This is a genomic window from Pseudonocardia ailaonensis, from assembly GCF_039531635.1.
Classification (GTDB): Bacteria; Actinomycetota; Actinomycetes; order Mycobacteriales; family Pseudonocardiaceae; genus Pseudonocardia; species Pseudonocardia ailaonensis.
Genome location: NZ_BAAAQK010000017.1, coordinates 15,587 through 30,872, shown reverse-complemented (window position 1 = coordinate 30,872; position 15,286 = coordinate 15,587). Strand labels below are relative to the sequence as shown.

The 15,286-nt window shown below is 67.5% G+C and carries 13 protein-coding genes; 1 reads left to right on the top strand and 12 read right to left on the bottom strand.

Features of this window, described 5'->3' with window-relative positions; all coding sequences use genetic code 11:
- Positions 1 to 2: 2 nt before the first annotated feature.
- The 8 genes from mobF to ABD324_RS21735 form a co-directional block, all read right to left on the bottom strand.
- On the bottom strand, positions 3 to 4,259 hold the full coding sequence (gene mobF / locus ABD324_RS21770) for a MobF family relaxase (RefSeq protein ID WP_344420075.1): 4,257 nt from the start codon (positions 4,257 to 4,259) through the stop codon (positions 3 to 5).
- 76 nt (positions 4,260 to 4,335) lie between these two features.
- On the bottom strand, positions 4,336 to 5,073 hold the full coding sequence (locus tag ABD324_RS21765; RefSeq protein WP_344420073.1) for a hypothetical protein: 738 nt from the start codon (positions 5,071 to 5,073) through the stop codon (positions 4,336 to 4,338).
- Positions 5,070 to 5,699, bottom strand: a complete 630-nt coding sequence (locus tag ABD324_RS21760; protein ID WP_344420071.1) for a hypothetical protein — start codon at positions 5,697 to 5,699, stop codon at positions 5,070 to 5,072. The genes ABD324_RS21765 and ABD324_RS21760 overlap by 4 nt, the downstream gene beginning before the upstream one ends.
- Positions 5,696 to 7,525, bottom strand: a complete 1,830-nt coding sequence (locus ABD324_RS21755; RefSeq protein WP_344420069.1) for a type IV secretory system conjugative DNA transfer family protein — start codon at positions 7,523 to 7,525, stop codon at positions 5,696 to 5,698. Before ABD324_RS21755 ends, ABD324_RS21760 begins: the two co-directional genes overlap by 4 nt.
- Positions 7,522 to 8,040, bottom strand: a complete 519-nt coding sequence (locus ABD324_RS21750; protein ID WP_344420066.1) for a hypothetical protein — start codon at positions 8,038 to 8,040, stop codon at positions 7,522 to 7,524. Before ABD324_RS21750 ends, ABD324_RS21755 begins: the two co-directional genes overlap by 4 nt.
- Complete coding sequence (locus ABD324_RS21745) at positions 8,037 to 8,426, bottom strand: WhiB family transcriptional regulator (protein WP_344420063.1); 390 nt, start codon at positions 8,424 to 8,426, stop codon at positions 8,037 to 8,039. Before ABD324_RS21745 ends, ABD324_RS21750 begins: the two co-directional genes overlap by 4 nt.
- Positions 8,423 to 8,644, bottom strand: a complete 222-nt coding sequence (locus ABD324_RS21740) for a hypothetical protein (protein ID WP_344420060.1) — start codon at positions 8,642 to 8,644, stop codon at positions 8,423 to 8,425. Before ABD324_RS21740 ends, ABD324_RS21745 begins: the two co-directional genes overlap by 4 nt.
- A gap of 5 nt (positions 8,645 to 8,649) precedes the next feature.
- Positions 8,650 to 8,889: a helix-turn-helix domain-containing protein gene (locus ABD324_RS21735; RefSeq protein WP_344420057.1), complete on the bottom strand. Its 240-nt coding sequence runs from the start codon at positions 8,887 to 8,889 to the stop codon at positions 8,650 to 8,652.
- Between the two features lie 384 nt (positions 8,890 to 9,273).
- Between ABD324_RS21735 and ABD324_RS21730 the strand changes: the two genes are divergently transcribed.
- A complete protein-coding gene (locus ABD324_RS21730) occupies positions 9,274 to 10,239 on the top strand; it encodes an NsdA family TPR-like regulatory protein (protein WP_344420054.1) in 966 nt (321 codons plus the stop codon).
- Here ABD324_RS21730 and ABD324_RS21725 read toward each other — a convergent pair.
- From ABD324_RS21725 to ABD324_RS21710, 4 genes are all read right to left on the bottom strand, one after another.
- Entirely contained in the window at positions 10,225 to 10,788 is a 564-nt protein-coding gene (locus ABD324_RS21725; RefSeq protein WP_344420051.1) for an NUDIX hydrolase, read from the bottom strand. The two genes, ABD324_RS21730 and ABD324_RS21725, sit on opposite strands and share 15 nt — an antisense overlap.
- A 429-nt stretch (positions 10,789 to 11,217) precedes the next feature.
- Positions 11,218 to 13,152: an AAA family ATPase gene (locus ABD324_RS21720; RefSeq protein WP_344420049.1), complete on the bottom strand. Its 1,935-nt coding sequence runs from the start codon at positions 13,150 to 13,152 to the stop codon at positions 11,218 to 11,220.
- Positions 13,149 to 13,706, bottom strand: coding sequence for a hypothetical protein (locus ABD324_RS21715; protein WP_344420047.1), 558 nt, complete (start codon positions 13,704 to 13,706; stop codon positions 13,149 to 13,151). The genes ABD324_RS21720 and ABD324_RS21715 overlap by 4 nt, the downstream gene beginning before the upstream one ends.
- Positions 13,703 to 15,067, bottom strand: coding sequence for a hypothetical protein (locus tag ABD324_RS21710; protein WP_344420044.1), 1,365 nt, complete (start codon positions 15,065 to 15,067; stop codon positions 13,703 to 13,705). The genes ABD324_RS21715 and ABD324_RS21710 overlap by 4 nt, the downstream gene beginning before the upstream one ends.
- Positions 15,068 to 15,286: the final 219 nt, after the last annotated feature.

Below are 15,286 nucleotides of genomic sequence, written 5' to 3'. Positions count from 1 at the left end.
GTTCATGAGCGCTCCAAGGCGTCGTCGTCGCTGAGGTCGAGCTCGTCCGCGGGCTGCTGCATCCAGGCGTCGTGCGCGACCCGGTAGTCGTCGTCGACCTGGCGCGCTTCCATCTCGACAAGGGCCTGATGCGCGCGGGCGACGGCATCCGCCGTCTCGTCCGCAGTCGGAACGCGAACTGCGTCCTCGGACCGGTCGGTTGACCGTTCCTGCTCGCGGAGGTCGAGCTCGGGCTCGGTCCGCTGCCTCGCCGGTGGCTCGAGCTCGTACTCCTCGGTGATCTCGCGATACCTGTCCTCCACTGCCTGGTCGGCCCGGTGTGCCGCCAGCCATTCCTCAGCGGTGACCGCGCGCTCGGGCTCGGTGTCGGCATGTCGCAGAGCGAGTTCGGCTTCGGCTCGCTCGCCAGCGCCCCGGGTGGCGGCGGTGTGGGCGAACCAGTGGGCTCGGGCGTCGTCGACCTCCTGGAGCTGAGCCGCCCGATGGTCGAGGGTTTCGGCGAGCGCGGACGAGTCGCTGCTCTCCTGGCGGAGCCGGTGGCGGTCGTCCTCGACATCGGTGGCGTCGGCTTCGGCGGCGCGGAGGGCGGCCGTCCTGCGGTAGGAGTCGGCGGCCTGATGTGTTCCGGCGAGCTCGTTGGCGACGTACCTTGGCGCCCAGACCTCCTCACGCTGTGCCGCACGGACCCGCATGCGCAGCTGTCCGTCGGACATCTCGATCTCTTCGCGGTCGATCTTCGGGCGTCCGAGGGCGCGCCAGGCCGAGCGGTAGGCGGCGAACGCCTCGACCTGCCCAGGAGTCGGTGCTGGCCCCAGGGCATCGGTGTCGCCGGTGTGGCCGCGGAGCTCGCGGTAGGCGGCGACGGACCCGACCTCGGCGACCCAGGCGTCCCGCCCGGTCATCTCGGCCGGAGGCGCACCGAACGCGTCGACCGCCCATCTCGGCGGCTCGGCGGCCGCGGCCTCACCCAGCTCCGCGGCCCGGTCGTCGGCCGCCTGGGCGAGGTGGTCGAGGTAGGCCTGCCACCCGGGATCGTCGACCTTCGGCGTCCAGTCGGACCAGGTGTCGCCGAGCGGGTCGAAGCGATGGCGATCGGTGATCCGGCTGTAGATGACGTTGGTGGCATTGCGGGCGGTGTCGAGCGAACGATCGGCGACCGCGCCGGCGAGGACCTGGCGGGCGTCCAGGCCGGCGAGCTCGGCGCTCCGCAGGGCCCGGGTCAGGGACGCTGCACCGTCCTCCGCGGCGATCCGGGTGCGGTGGCGCACGCTCAGCGTGCCGTCGAGGGTGAGCTCGTCGAGCCAGGTCGCGGTGCGCTGGGTCGCGGCGAGCTGCGCCGCGTCGGCGAGGAGCTCGGCTGGAGTGCGGACGTTCTCGGCCTCGTTGGTCGACCGGGTGGCGATCGCGAGCGCGGAGTGGGTACCGGTCCGGTCGTCCGGGTCCAGCACGAGAGCCACGGCGGCCACAGGGTCGCGGCGGACCGTGTGGTCCTGACGGCCGTCGGCGGGGTCGGCAACGACGGCCTCGGTGGCGACATGTGCGAGGTTCGAGTCGCGCCCGCGGGACATCCCGACGTACAGCGCAGCGGGCGCCGTACGAGGTGTGACGACCGTGTGGCTGGTGTCCACCGTCCGCCCCTGGGCCGAGTGAACGGTCGACGCGTAGGCCAGGGCCAGGTGTTCAGCGACGTACACCGGGGGTAGCACGATGCGCTCGTCACCTGCGGCGATCTCGAGCCCACCGTCGGCGCTGACGGCCGTGACGGTGTACGTCTCACGGTTGATCGGACCTCGCCGATTGCCCTCGATGCCGGCCAGATCCCAGCCGTTCTTCCGGGCTTCGACGACGTCGCCGACACCCGCGTACGTCCCCTGCAGAGCGAGTGGCACGCCCTGTTCAGCGACACGGCCGAGCCGGACGAGCTCGGTGCGAAGCGAGGCCGACAGCCGGGCGGCCTGGTCGTTGGTGTCGACGAGCAGCAGCGAGCGTTTCCCCGCGAGGGTGTCGGCCAGCCAGGCCTGCGACGCGGCAAGCTCGGCCTCGTCGACGGTTCCGGCGTCGAGCAGCCGGCCGTTGCGGTGGTAGTCGCGCAGGACGGCCTCATCCCCGCTGCGCAGCCGGAGGGACGCGGCACGTTCCCAGGGCTGGGTGAATCGCCGGGCGTCGGCGAGCTCGTAGCGGGCACCGCTGCCGGAGATCAGGTCCATGCCGCCGCCGGCCCCGACCGCGGCGAGCTGCTTGTGATCGCCGACGAGCAGCAGCTTCGCGCCGGCGGCCTCGACGTGACCGTGGATCGCCGCCAGGGCGGGGGTGTCGGTCATCGCGGACTCGTCCACGACCACCAGATCGCCGGTGCGCAGCCGCCAGCTCCGATCCGCGTCGGCGGCGGCGGTGTCGAGGCGCTCCTGCGTGGCGAGCCAGCGAGCGACGTTGCGTGTGGTCAGCCCTTCGCCCGCGAGAACGTCGGTGGCCACCTGGGACGTGGCCAGCCCGAACACCCGCCGCTCCCCCGGGTCACCGTGCAGCTCGGGATCGCTCCAGGCTCGCGCCACCGCGCCGACCACGAACGACTTGCCTGTGCCGGCCGGTCCGACGAGCGTCTCCACGCGGGCACCGGACGTCAGGACTCCCTTGACCGCGGCGGTCTGGTCGACGCCCAGCTCGATCCCGGACGCACGGAGACCGTCCAGGAAGCGCTGCGCAGCGGCCCCCGTCATCGCGACTCCGTCGCGGTCGGCTGTCGCCGCGACGAGAATCCGCTCGGTCTTCAGCTGGTCCGGTGTCGCGTACAGGCGGCCACCGGGTGCCTGGTAGGCCGACTCACCGTTCTCGAGGCGGAGCTCGGCGGGGAGTGCCTCCGCACCCGGGCGATCGGCGTCGAGCGGAACCGCGTAGCGCAAGGCCTCCCCGGCCAGGTCGTCGAGCAGGCGCGCGACATCGGATCCGACGGGTGTGCCGAGGTAGTCGGGCAGGGCGGCGTTGATCGCGCGGATCAGATCGGAGCGTGTCCAGCCGGCCTTGCGTGCCTGGACGTCCGCCAGCGCAGTCTCGATCACCGCCTGTGGAGACCAGACCTGGGCCGCTGCCGTCGACCGGTGTGCGTCGAGGGCCGACCGCGCGACGCCGGCCAGTCCGTCGGCGACCTCGGAGCGCACCTGCGCGTCGACGCGATCGAGCACCTGGGCCCGGGTCAGGCCCTCGTGGGACTTCAACCGTCGCGTCGCGAGGGTGGCCTGCCGGGACAGCCGGTCGCGCTCGAGTCCGTTGGGCGTCCGGCCGAACCGGGTCTCGAAGTCCGCGATCAGATCGGCCGCCTTCGCCGTCACCGCGCGGCGGCGGGAGGAGATCAGGTCCATCGCTTCGGGTGCGACTCCTCGGACCTCCCGCGACTTCCCGTCGGGCCGGGTCGCGATCTCGACCCCCAGGGCGTGACTGAGTCGTTCCTCCGTGGTCCGCTCCGCGACGGCCGCCGCGGCGGCACGCCACTTGTGCATGCCCCGCGAGTCGATCGTCCGCCACGCACCGTCCGGCGACTCGACGCGGTTGAGCACGGCGTTGTGGATGTGCAGCTGCGGGTCGTGATCCCGCGAGTCGTGTTGGAAGAAGGAGGCCACGACCCAGCCGTGCGCGTCGACGTAGCGACCTGCGGCACCGCCGTGGTGACCGATGCGGGAGTAGCCGGCCTTATCAGAGAGGTAGGCGAGCCCGGCGTTGTTGCCCGCCCAGATCGCATCCTCGACGGCCTGCCGGTAGCGGTCCCACGCCGCGGCGGACTCCGTGTCACCCGCCGTGCAGGCCTTGACCTGTTCAGCCTCGAACGCTGTATGGAGCAGGGAGACCGACTTCTGAACGCTGAACGTGACGTCGAGGAAGGCCACATTCCGCCGCGCGGACTTACCCGCCTCCACACGGAGTTCAGCGCGGCGTTCAGGCCCGGCGTTCGGCTCGCGCTGAAGCGCTGCGGCGTACAGCTCGTCCTCGGAGTGATAGCGCCGGCCAGTGTGGCCGAGGGTGAACACCTCGTCCCAGCGATCTTTGTCGCGGAAGTTCTCGTCGCGCGGATCGAGGAAGCGCTCGTAGAGACCGGTCATGTCCTGGGCGTCGACGAGGCCCCGCAGCCCGAGCTGCTCGGCGCCACGGCCCCACCAGCGGCCGGGAGGCTCGCCCTCCGCCACCGCGCCGGTGTAGTAGTTCTCGCGGCCCGTCGCGACCTCGCGGAGGAGGTACTCGGGGCTGTAGCCGACGGCGATGCTCAGCACTGCGCGCTCCCCCAGTTGATCACGATGCCTAGGTGTGAGTCATTTGATCTTGGTGGTTTTGTCTGGTTCTCGGTGCTCATGAGGTCGTTCCTGTCGTGCTCTTGTCGTTGCGTGGGGAGCGGACGAGGTGGAGTGGTGTCGACGGGTCGTCTGGCTGGTCGACGGGCTTGTCGCGGAGCTGCCTGAGGGCCTTCGCGGCGGTTCCGCGGGAGACCCCGGCGTGGTCCTGGAGCTCGGACACCGTCGGGAGCCGGCCGTGTGCGGACGCGTGGTCGCGAGCGACGTTGAGTGCCCGGTCGCGCTGCGGTGAGTCGGGCCCGCGGGCGGGCCGCTGTTCATCGGTCGACGTGTCGCTGCCTGTTGGCAGCTCGGGCTGTACGGCTTCGCTATGAACGGGCGCAGGCTGTACAGCTGGGTGTTCAGCCTGCTGCTGAACAGCCGAGGAGTCGGTCAGCAGGTACAGCAGGTGTGCCACCACCGCGGCGGCGAGGGCGGGCCACGCACCGATGCCGAAACGTACGGCGGGGCTGGCCTCGAGCGTCTCGTCCGACGCGAGATAGATCGCCTGGGCCAGGCCGGACAGCCCCGCGGCGGTCACGACCACCGCCCACGCGTAGCGCGCCGCCGAGCCCTCCAGCCTCGCCGTCGTCGCGTACGCGACGAGCGCGAGTCCGTCGGTGATCAGCGGGTAGAGCCAGGCGATGCCGGCGGGCACCCGCGATGCGACCGCGACCTCGTAGAGACCGTGTGCGGTGGCGGCCGCGGCCCCGATCGCGACGGCGAGGCCGGGCAGCCAGATCGCCCGTGCCTTCATCGGTACCGGGCCTCCCCGGACAGGAAGTCCTCCCCCTGCGCCGGCTCCGGGGCGGGCTCGGAACGGCGCGACGCCCACCAGTCCGTGATCGCCTCGAAGGCGTCCAGACTCGCGACGACCGGCGCGCTCCCGTCGAGGGATGTCCATCCCGGGCGGGTGCGGTGGTTGTCCCGCGAGCAGGTGCCGACCGACTGGCGGATCCGCCGGACCACACCCGGTCGCAGCCGGTCGTGCCAGTCCGCCGCGAGCGCGACCGAGGCTCCGTCGCCCTGGTAGGCCGCTGCCCAGGCGTGCATGAGCCAGAGCAGCTCCTCGACCGCGTCAGGATGCCAGGGCCAGCACTCCGGCATGCCCTGCACCGCGTCCGGGTAGCGCAGGTAGATCGCCCCGAGCCAGGACACGACCTCGTCCAGGAGCAGGCGGACGTCCCCCTGGTCCGTCGGCGCCATGAGCCAGGACGGCGCGGGAGCCCGCCGGCTCGGGGCGGCGACGGAGTCGGCGAGGCGGGCGACGAGCTGGGCGAGCTCATCCACCCGGCCGGGCAGCTCGCGGAGCGGGTCGACCGCGCGGCGGAGCCCGTCGACCTCCCGCGCGAGCCCCGTGAGCGGGGACGGATCGGGGGTCATGACGAGCCTCCCTCGGACGTCGTGAGCTCCGGGTTCTTCCGGATCTGCCGGAGCTCGCGGAACACGCGGTTGGAGTCGCCGGCCCGCTGAGCGAGCTCGCCGAACCGGTCGGGCCACCGCCGCGCGAGGCGTCTCAGCACCCGCTCGATCAGGTCATCGCGTCGCTCGGTCCACACGTCGAGCCGGTCCTGCCAGCGCGACGCGGCGTCGATGCGGCCCAGCGCGCGACGGTGGGCACGAACGTCTCGACGTCGCCAGGCCATCTGAACCCGGCCGATGACCGGCGGGATGCCGCGGCGGATCACCAGGACCCGGCCGGCGGGCAGGTTCGCGATCTGCGCCGGGGACAGCACCGGGACCTTGCGGACCGTCCGGCCGTGACCGTGTGGGCCGGCGGACTCGACCTCCTCGTCGCGCTCGCCGGTGAGCGTCGACCAGAACTGCAGGTCGTCCTTGTCGCGGGTCCCGCCGAACACCATGACGGCGCCGGTGTTGTTCAGGATGGTCGCCGCGTCGTACTCGCCCCATCGGGCCAGCAGCTGGGCCCGGGACTGGAAGGCCGCGAGGATCGTGACGCCACGACCCCCCATGTCGGCGGTCCACGACTGCAGCGGGACCGGGCTGATCAGTGCGGCCTCGTCGAGCGCCAGGGTCAGCGGCGGGTCGAGCCGGCCACCGGGTTCGCGAGCGGCCAGCCGTCGGGCCTCGCGGGCGATGTGCCCGGTGAGGGCGCAGACGAGGGGGGCGGCATGCGACTCCTCCGCCCCGAGCAGATAGAGCGTCGACCGGCTCTCCAGGAGCTCGCGGACGTCGAAGCGTCCGGGTTCCGCGGCCGCCGACGCCGCGGGCGAGGTGAGCCAGCCGAGCGCGGGCATGATCGTGGAGGTGATGGAGGTCCGGGTGCGGTCGTTCGTCGACAGGAACTGCGCGATGTCCTGCCCGAAGGCCGGATCGGCGCTGCGCCGCAGCAGCCCGGTGACCTCCCGCTGAGCACGCTCGGGGTCCGCCACCCACTCCAGGACGTCTCGCATCCGGCGCTCGCCCAACGCGGCGGCGTGCATCAGCGCCGCGAGGATGCGCCGACCCTGCGCGTCCCAGAACTCGCGGTCGCCGCCGGTGTTCCGGTGCGTCGCGCCGAGCATGTCCGTCGCACGCTCCGACGCGGCGACCGGATCGCTGCAGCCGGTCAGCGGGTCGAAGGTGATGGTGGAGGGGTGTTCACCGAGGCCGACCGCGTTGAACACGTACACCGGGCCGCGAGTGGCACGCATCGACACGGTGAGGTCGTGCAGGTCGGTCCGTGTACTCGTGACGACGAGCGCACCCGGGGCGTCGAGGATCCGGCCTGCGAGCCAACCGGACTTCCCCGTCCGCGGCCCGCCGAAGATGATGACGACGTCCTCGATGGACGACCACACCCGAACCAGGCCGGACCGGCACAGCTGAATGCCGACCTCCGCGGTCCGGATCAGCCAGGCCTTCTGCCCGGCGAGGGTCGGACGCACCGTTCCCGCCCGCCGGCGGATCACCGGGCCAGACGCGACGCGGGCGATGTCGAGCGTCGACGCGACCCCGACCTTCCGACGGGACCGCGCGCTCCACCGCGTCACGGTCGCCGCAGATCGGGTGCGCCGGTGAACGACGAAGCCGAGGACGAGCACACCGACCACGGCCAGCACCGGCCACGCGATCAGCTGGATCAGTCCCATGCCGGGCAGCGCCGCGAGCAGGACGAGGACACTCGCCGCTGCTCGTCGGCCGCGACGCCACATCAGCACGGCCGCGCCCAGGAGGCCGGCGAGCAGAATTCCGATCGTCGGGTTCATGCCTCAGCCCGCATCCGGTAGGCCGCGATCTCGGCGGCATGGCGGCGGCACGACGAGGCGTGGCCGGACTCCGTGTTCGCGGGATTGGCCTCGAACGGGCCTCGGTCGCGCACCCGTTCCCCGCACGATCCGCACCGCCACCACGCCGAGATCAGCTCGAACGGCGGGTGGAACGGCAGCGGCCTGTTCTCCACCACCAGACCGAACGCGAGCTCGCCTCGCTCTGCGCCGGCCTCCTCCAGCCCGATGGCCTCGCCGATCTCGTCCCACGATCGACCTCCGGCGCGGGCCTGCTCGGCGTAGCAGCGGATCTCGGCCGCGGCGATGCTGCGCGCCAGCACGGCCGCGCGGATGCCGGCCACCGGGTCGTCGAGCTCGGTCCTGGTGAGGACCTGGTAGCCGTCGACCGGGGTCTCGATGCGGTGTGCGCCATGGACGTCGCACGCGAAGCGCCGGATCTGGTCCTTGCCTGCCAGGACCGCCCGGGCCCGCGGAGTGAGTTCGTAGGTGCTCATGCCGACCTCGCCGCCTTCCACCGCTCAACCGTCCGATCCGCGACGCCGCAGCGCTTCGCGACCGCCCTCGTCGTCGCGCCCGCCTCGATCAGCTGGAGGCCGACGCTGCGGACGATGCGGCGCGGCGACGGCACCTTGCTCGGCCCCTGGCGTCCCGGCGCCCGGAGCTCGCGGCGTTCCTCCGAGGTGAGGCCGCCAGCGATGCCGTAGCTGAGCCGCTCCATCGAGTCGGCGAGGCAGATCTCCCTGACCGGGCACCGGTGGCAGACGGCCTTGGCAGCCGCCACCTGCTCCGCGCAGAGCGGACCCTCCTCGACGACGGGGAAGAACAGCTCGGGGTCCTCCGCAAGGCACGCGGCCGACGACCGCCACTCCTGGTCGCTCATCCCTTCGCCCCCGCGTCGGTGAGGACCGGAGTAGTCGTGTGGTTCAGCGTCGACAGGAACGAGCCGACGGCACCCGGCAAACCCTGACCGGCCGGCGTCGCGACGAAGAGGACGAGCGCCACCAGCGAGAAGGCGACCGCGCCGCCGGAGAAGCGCGCCTTGGCGCAGAGGAACGCGCCGACAATCGAGAAGAAGATGAGTACACCCACGGCCTCCATCGCGCTCAGGCCCCCTCGGCAGTCCAGGCGCCGGCGTCGACTACACCGTGCGCGGACACCGCTGCCTCGACCATCGCGTCGACGGCCTTCGCCGGGACGATCAGGCGCCCGCGGATCTTCACGGCCGGGAAGTCCCCGTCGGCGATCGCGCGGTAGACCGTGACCTTCGACATTCCGAACATCCGCGCCACTTCCGCGACGCTGTAGAAGCGGGGCTTGTCCCCGTTCGTCCTCAGACCTGACATGTCCAGCTCCCCTGTACCAGTTGGTGTTCAGCATCTAGACAGGTTGCGAGCGGGGCGCTGCGGTAATCAATGGCCACGCTCTGTGCCTGTGGATAAAGCGTCGCCCTGTGGATGGCGATGCGACAGATGACGCGGGGTGATGCAGGATGACGTGAGGTCGAGATCGGGGGTTGCTTTCCGCAGCTCAGAGCGTCAGGCTGAGATCATGGGACGCGGGAGGGCACGGTGAGCGACAGGCTCAGACAGGCTCGCCGCGACCTTGGCTGGACCCATTCCCGGCTGATTCTCGCCCTCCGGGAAGCCGCCCAACAGCGCGGCGAGACGCTTCCTCAGAACGCGAGCGTTTCGCGCCGAATCTCGGTGTGGGAGAACCAGGGCGGCGCGATGAGCGAGTTCTACGCAGAACTGCTCTGCGAGGTCTACGACAAGACGGTTCTCGAGCTCGGCCTCACGATCGCCGGTGAGGCTGCGGAGGGCAGCGCCGCCGCGGTGGCGCAGGAGCTCGGTGGGCTCCCGGCCTTCACCCGGCTCGACGCCGGCCTCATCGGTCTCCTCCGGGATCAGACCCAGAGCATCCGGCTCATGGACCGGCGCCTCGGTGGCGAGGCACTCTTCCGACAGACCGCGGCCCACGTCGAGACGATCGAGTCGCTCGTACGCCACGCATTGCCCGGCGCGCAGCGCGAGGCTGCCGCGGACGAGCTCGGGCAAGCCGCCGCACTCGCCGGCTGGCAGGCCCTGGACAACGGGCAGATCGGCGAGGCCTGGCGCCTCCACGAGGTCGCGACCGCCGCCGCACGCGAGAGCGGCGAGCTCGCCGGGTTGAGCTACGCGCGGGCGCAGCAGGCGTTCGTGCTGCTCGACGCCGGGGAGGTCGATGCTGCACAGTCACTCGTGGCAGCGACCCGGACAGACGCTGGCTCGGGTGTGCCCGCCACGCTGCAGGCCTGGCTCCTCGCCGCCGAGGGTGAGGCCCTGGCCAACGGCGGAGACCGCGACTCCGCACTCCGGGTCCTCGACCAGGCCGCGGATGTCATGCCCGACCAGCCGGAGTCCGAACTCCCCTACGTCATGCTCGACGCCGGCCACCTGGCGCGTTGGCGGGGCCACTGTCTGGCCCGGCTCGGCGAGACCAGCGCGATCGAGGAGCTCACCGGCGCGCTGGTCGCGATGGGCGAAGGGCAGTACGGGCGCGCCGAGGTCGGCCTCCGCGTCGACCTCGCACTCGCGTTCCATGCCCGGGGCGACGTCACCGAGGCCAGGCTGCACGCCCGCCGGGCCAACGAGCTCGCCGGCCGGACCGGCTCGCAGCGTCAACGCCGACGGATCACGGACTTACTTGCCTCGTGACTTCGGGCCGCTCAGGGCCAGGACGTGCAGCAGCCCGACGAGCGAGCCCGAGTTCACGATCTTGCCTTCGGCGATCAGGCCGGGGACGTCGGCGAGCGGGAGCCACTGGAACTTGCCCTCGTTGAGCTCGGTCGCCTCCCCTACCCGCTCCGCCCCACGGGCGAGGTAGACGTAGTGCGCGTTGCGCACCATACCGATCATGGGCTCGAAGGTCACGAGGTGCTCGATCTTCCGAACCCGGTAGCCAGTCTCCTCGAGCACCTCCCGCGCCGCGGTGTCAATGGGTTCCTCGCCCTCGTCGAGCAGACCGCCGGGGAGCTCGTAGTTCCAGACGTCGGGCACGAAGCGGTGGCGCCAGGACATGAGGACGTTCTCACCCGCATCGTCGAGGACGACGGTCATCGCCGCAGGTGGGAGAGTCAGGGTGTGGTGCTCGAAGCGCTCGCCGGAGGGCAACTCGATGTCGGCCAGGCTGAGGACCACCCACTTGCTGGAGTACAGGTCTCGTGATCCGTGGACCACCCATCGGGGCTCGCGGTGTGAGGTCACTCCACGACAATAGAAGCATGTCGACTCAAGTTCCAGTGGACGCGCTAACACTCAGTCCTTGCCAGGGACATTCCGAAGCACATTGACCGCGGCCAAGAGACTCCCACAATGGCGTCCTCGCAAGCGACTCTGGTCTCTAAATGAGCGCACCAGTCTCAAGATTGTCCAAACTGGCGAACAAGGCTTCGACCTATAAGTCGAGAAAAACGGTACGACTCATCGCCGGAATCACCGGACTCGGGTTCGACCGAGCAGGATGTCGCACTCGAAAATAAGACTGCACGATTGGCGATTTAACCGCTGCTTCGACGTCGTTTTCGGAGCCGTTGGCGGCAACGATCCAACGTCGCCAGCGAAGCGCGTGGAATTACAATGGCGAGGACGCTTGCTACGCAAGCCCGACGACGGAAAGAGTCAGATCTCCGAATCTTAGCGTGCTGCGCCAGCGCCAACCGCATCTGGGCCTGGATGTGCAATTGTGTACACAGTTGGATCATCGTAGGAGAAGTCCATCTGTTCGTACGTCCCGCGATACCCATCAGGGATCTCGTTGTCGCCAACAATCATCTGAAGCCGATCTCCGTCTGCGTCAACCTGTGTCACCAAACGCCGATAAAGTGGCGCCTCCAGCTTCGGGTTGTCGTTAAGCGACAGGCGAGGGCTATCAATCAATAGAAAAGCAGGATATGCGGTGTCCCTCCTTCGAAGGGCAACAGTAACTAGGGTTATCCAGTACGCCACCTGCGTGGCTGTCCTGATGCCGCCACCAGCTGGACTCAATTTGACGTACGAGGCACCGTTGAGTATCGGCAAGTAATTCTGCATGCTGATCGAAGCCGACGTGACCCCCGGAATGCCGATGGTCGCGACCGTCGCCGTAAACTCGTCACTCAATTCGGAAAGAATTTCTTCCTTGCGCGACGCCAACTGCGCTTCAGCCCCGTCAAGCCGTGCCCGGAGGGCCTCGACCTCTCCGGCAATCTCCCTGGCAGATCGACCAACATCATCAGCGCGGTCCCACTGACGGAGGACGGCCTCCATCGTTGCCTGAGCCGATCGCGCTTCCCCTAAGGAGTTCGCTGCGTCGTTAAACGCCTGGAGCTGAGGCGAAATGCGGTCACGTGTTCGCGCCTCGATCTTCTTGCTTAAGTCTTCGACTAGTCGTTCACGATGGCCGACCGCCTCTTCGAGGCGAACCTGCAATACAGCCGAGTCGGCAATTTGCTCGTCAATCTCGGAGAGCTGATCTTCCAGTTGCCGCTCTTCGTATGTATCGAGCGACGCGGAAGGGAAGTGTCCGTCGTCGACAGGATCGAGCTGAGCACAAAGGCGACAACAACCCTCCGCGACTACCCGATTGGAAAGACTCTGCATGCATCGCGGGCAGGAAACGAACTCGAAGTCAGCAAGGCGTTGCCCAGCATCACGAAGACGTCCAAGCCTATCGATCTCGCGACGGGCTCGCCGCCGTTCATTGATCAAGTCGACCTGACTTTGGGCATTTGCTGTAGTCAATTGCCTGGCCTCAGCCAGGTTCCGTTCCGCCTCGCCGAGTAGATCACGCAGCGTTTGAGTCTCACGATCAACGACTGGATCCACCGCATCGCGCAGCGTCCCTAGTTCACGAACCGCATAATGTTCCGCGTTCCGCGCGGCCGCCAGAGCCGCTTCGGCAGCCTCACGTCCTTGCGTCTCACTATCTCTGAGAAAGTCCAAGACGGTCGCATAGTCGCGCTTCGCCTGCGCCAGCTCTCCGTTCTTTTCCCCAAGCACAGAGCGCATGTCCAGAATACTTGGATCAGTCAGTCCGAATAAGAGTTCAAATACTGCCTTACGCTTAGGTTCCCTATAGGACTCATCGCTCGAAGCAATTGCCTGGTTGATGTCACCCTGCTGCACGTACATGTACGCAAATATGTCATTGAAGGTGATACGTCCACCGGGGCGCGCCGTCGTCTTGGTTCTCGCTGCCGCTCGCATATCGGGCGACATTCCCAACGCTCGCATCAGTAGTGAGCTGAGCGACGGTTCCTTCGCCGGATCAACGAAGTGATCGGCCAGCCGATCGCGAGATACGAGGTCTTCTACCCTAGCCAGCAGTCGCTTCTCGCTGTCAAGGCTGCGCCGAATTCTGTACTTTTCGTCTCCAGCCTCGACATCGAGCTCAACGTCAAGCACCGATTGAACCGCAATTTCTGCCAGCTGAGCATTGCCGCCGAGGCAGTATTTAATTAGATCAAATAGAGTGCTTTTGCCGACGCCAACTGGCCCAACCAGCACGGTGAGCGGCGAGTCGAACGCGTATTCGACCTGCCCCTCAAGAGTATTCAATGACAATCGCTTAATCTTGAAGGTGGTTGTCATTGGATTACCTCGCGGTACGGCCGGTCAAGAACATCCGGGAGTCGGGCATAGATTCGATCTTTCAGCGCGGAGCCGGTGAGCCCGGACGACGCCCGCGCCACAGTTTGACACTGACGAGCCGTGTCGGCCCACTCTTCCGAAGACGCCAGGGCCGTCGCCAGTCTTTTACCGGCAGGTGTCGGTTTCAGCGCGACACTTCCTCGACGCCCCTTTACGTACCTCAGAAGGCCCCGTCCGACAAGTGCCCCAATAATTGCGTAGTAGCGATCATCCCATGGCCCATACTTGTAACGAGTCATCGGCGCTTCAACATCTAGATAGGATGATCCTATAGCCGAGCGCGAATCACTCTCGTCGATATCATCTAAAACCTGCCTCGCGAGATCGGGATAGCGGACAAGGAAGTCCAGTTTCGCCAGCTTTGTAAGACCATCCAATTTTCCTGCATGACCGTCGCTAGACGCGACCGCTTCAACAAGCATGAGCACGCGCATCTGGTGATAGGCAAGGTCTTCACGTCCAGAAAGCAGCTGCTCTCGATCCGACTCACTCACATCGCACCTCGAAGCTGCGCACGACGCCGCGCCAGTTCGGCTTTCACATCGAATGCTGGACTGAACCACACCTTGCACTTGTGAACTAGATCACAAACTCCGCCCAACGCGAGATCGCCGTCCAACTGAATAGCGTCCGGGTCAGAATCATCGGCCGCATAGCCGTCAACCAGGCGATCCGATAGTGCCCGCCACAATTCAGGACCCCAAGCGTTCGAGCGATTCGGAATCGTGGCGGTCTCCTCGTCGGCGACCTTCAGAAGCCATCTGTTGACAGCTCGGCGCTTGGCCATCTCGCCCGGTGCCGTTTCATCACGATCGCGATAGTATCGGAGATACTCTGATCGCAGATCCTCGGCTCGCGCGATGCTTGTGTCATTGCACCGCCCGATATCCATCTTCACACTCAAAGGCGACTGGTAAACTACCTTGCTGACAGGTAGGTAGGCTTCCAGATTGTCAATGGCCAGCCGAATCGCTATCTCGATGTCGGCAATCGTGATTCTTCGGCGCGCAAGTTCGCGGTTCTGACTTTCAGCAGTAGTTCCGACGGCGCTCCCGCCCGCAGCCGCGTTGATCAAAGGCAGCATTCCGCCTGGGATTGGCCCGGCCGACCTCATGCGAGCGCGAAAGAGATCAAGAACCGCCTCCCAGGCCGCTCCTGCCGGAACCTCGCCTTTTCTCATCTGCTTCAGGACGGGCGCCATGTACATGCTCGGCGCAGCATGAGCAACGTGCTTCCGACTAGGCCGCTCTTTGTCGATATGAAGACGCGAGAGAAAGGCGCGTAGCGTTTCGATTCGGGCGTCGTCCTCGGCGAGATCAACCCACTTTGACTTCACAGGGCCGGTTAAATGCCCAGGAAGCTCGGCGCCATCCGCGCAAAGAAGTTCTTTTGCAACTTTCTGTAAGGTCTTCGCGATGAGCGCTAGTGACTCTTGGGATAGTTCAACACCTTGCGCTTGATCACGCAGAAGTCTGGCCACCTCGTCGACTTCCGCGCATTCTCCCGACTTAAGGCCCGCACACGTAACAAGCCGAAGGCCCGGCAGCTTATTTAGCGAAAGCCAGCGGTCGAAGAGATGGCGAAGACCACCCTTTGTAACCAGCTGATTAACAGTCGTCCATGCACCTGAATCTAGCTCGCGGTGCTTTGCAGAGACAAGTTCCGCGCTCGTGCCAACGATGACTGTCCAGTCTTCGTGATGCTCACAGATCACCTCTGCTGCAATGTCCGGCTGTAGACATCCGTCGTCGGCAACTGCGTCGTGTACGAGACGAAGGGCGTCAGCCGCCGCCATCGCGGCCTGCCAGTCGTAGAGATCAGCCGTGCGTGCACCAGCGTCATCGTCCCAGGGCACTCTAAGGACAGCCTGTGCGGCCGTCTCCATGGTCCCCCTAGTGCTCGAGCCGTACTGTTCATCGTCGCCAGACCCTACTGAGATCACACTCAGCGATCCGGTAACTCGCTGTGCGTGGCCGGGTCGTTACGTCGTGCTTAGCCTCTGCGCAGGTTTTGAGACCGGAGCGACCCAACGGCGCCCGTCTGAGGATCCCGACGCACCCACCGAGCTGGGCCA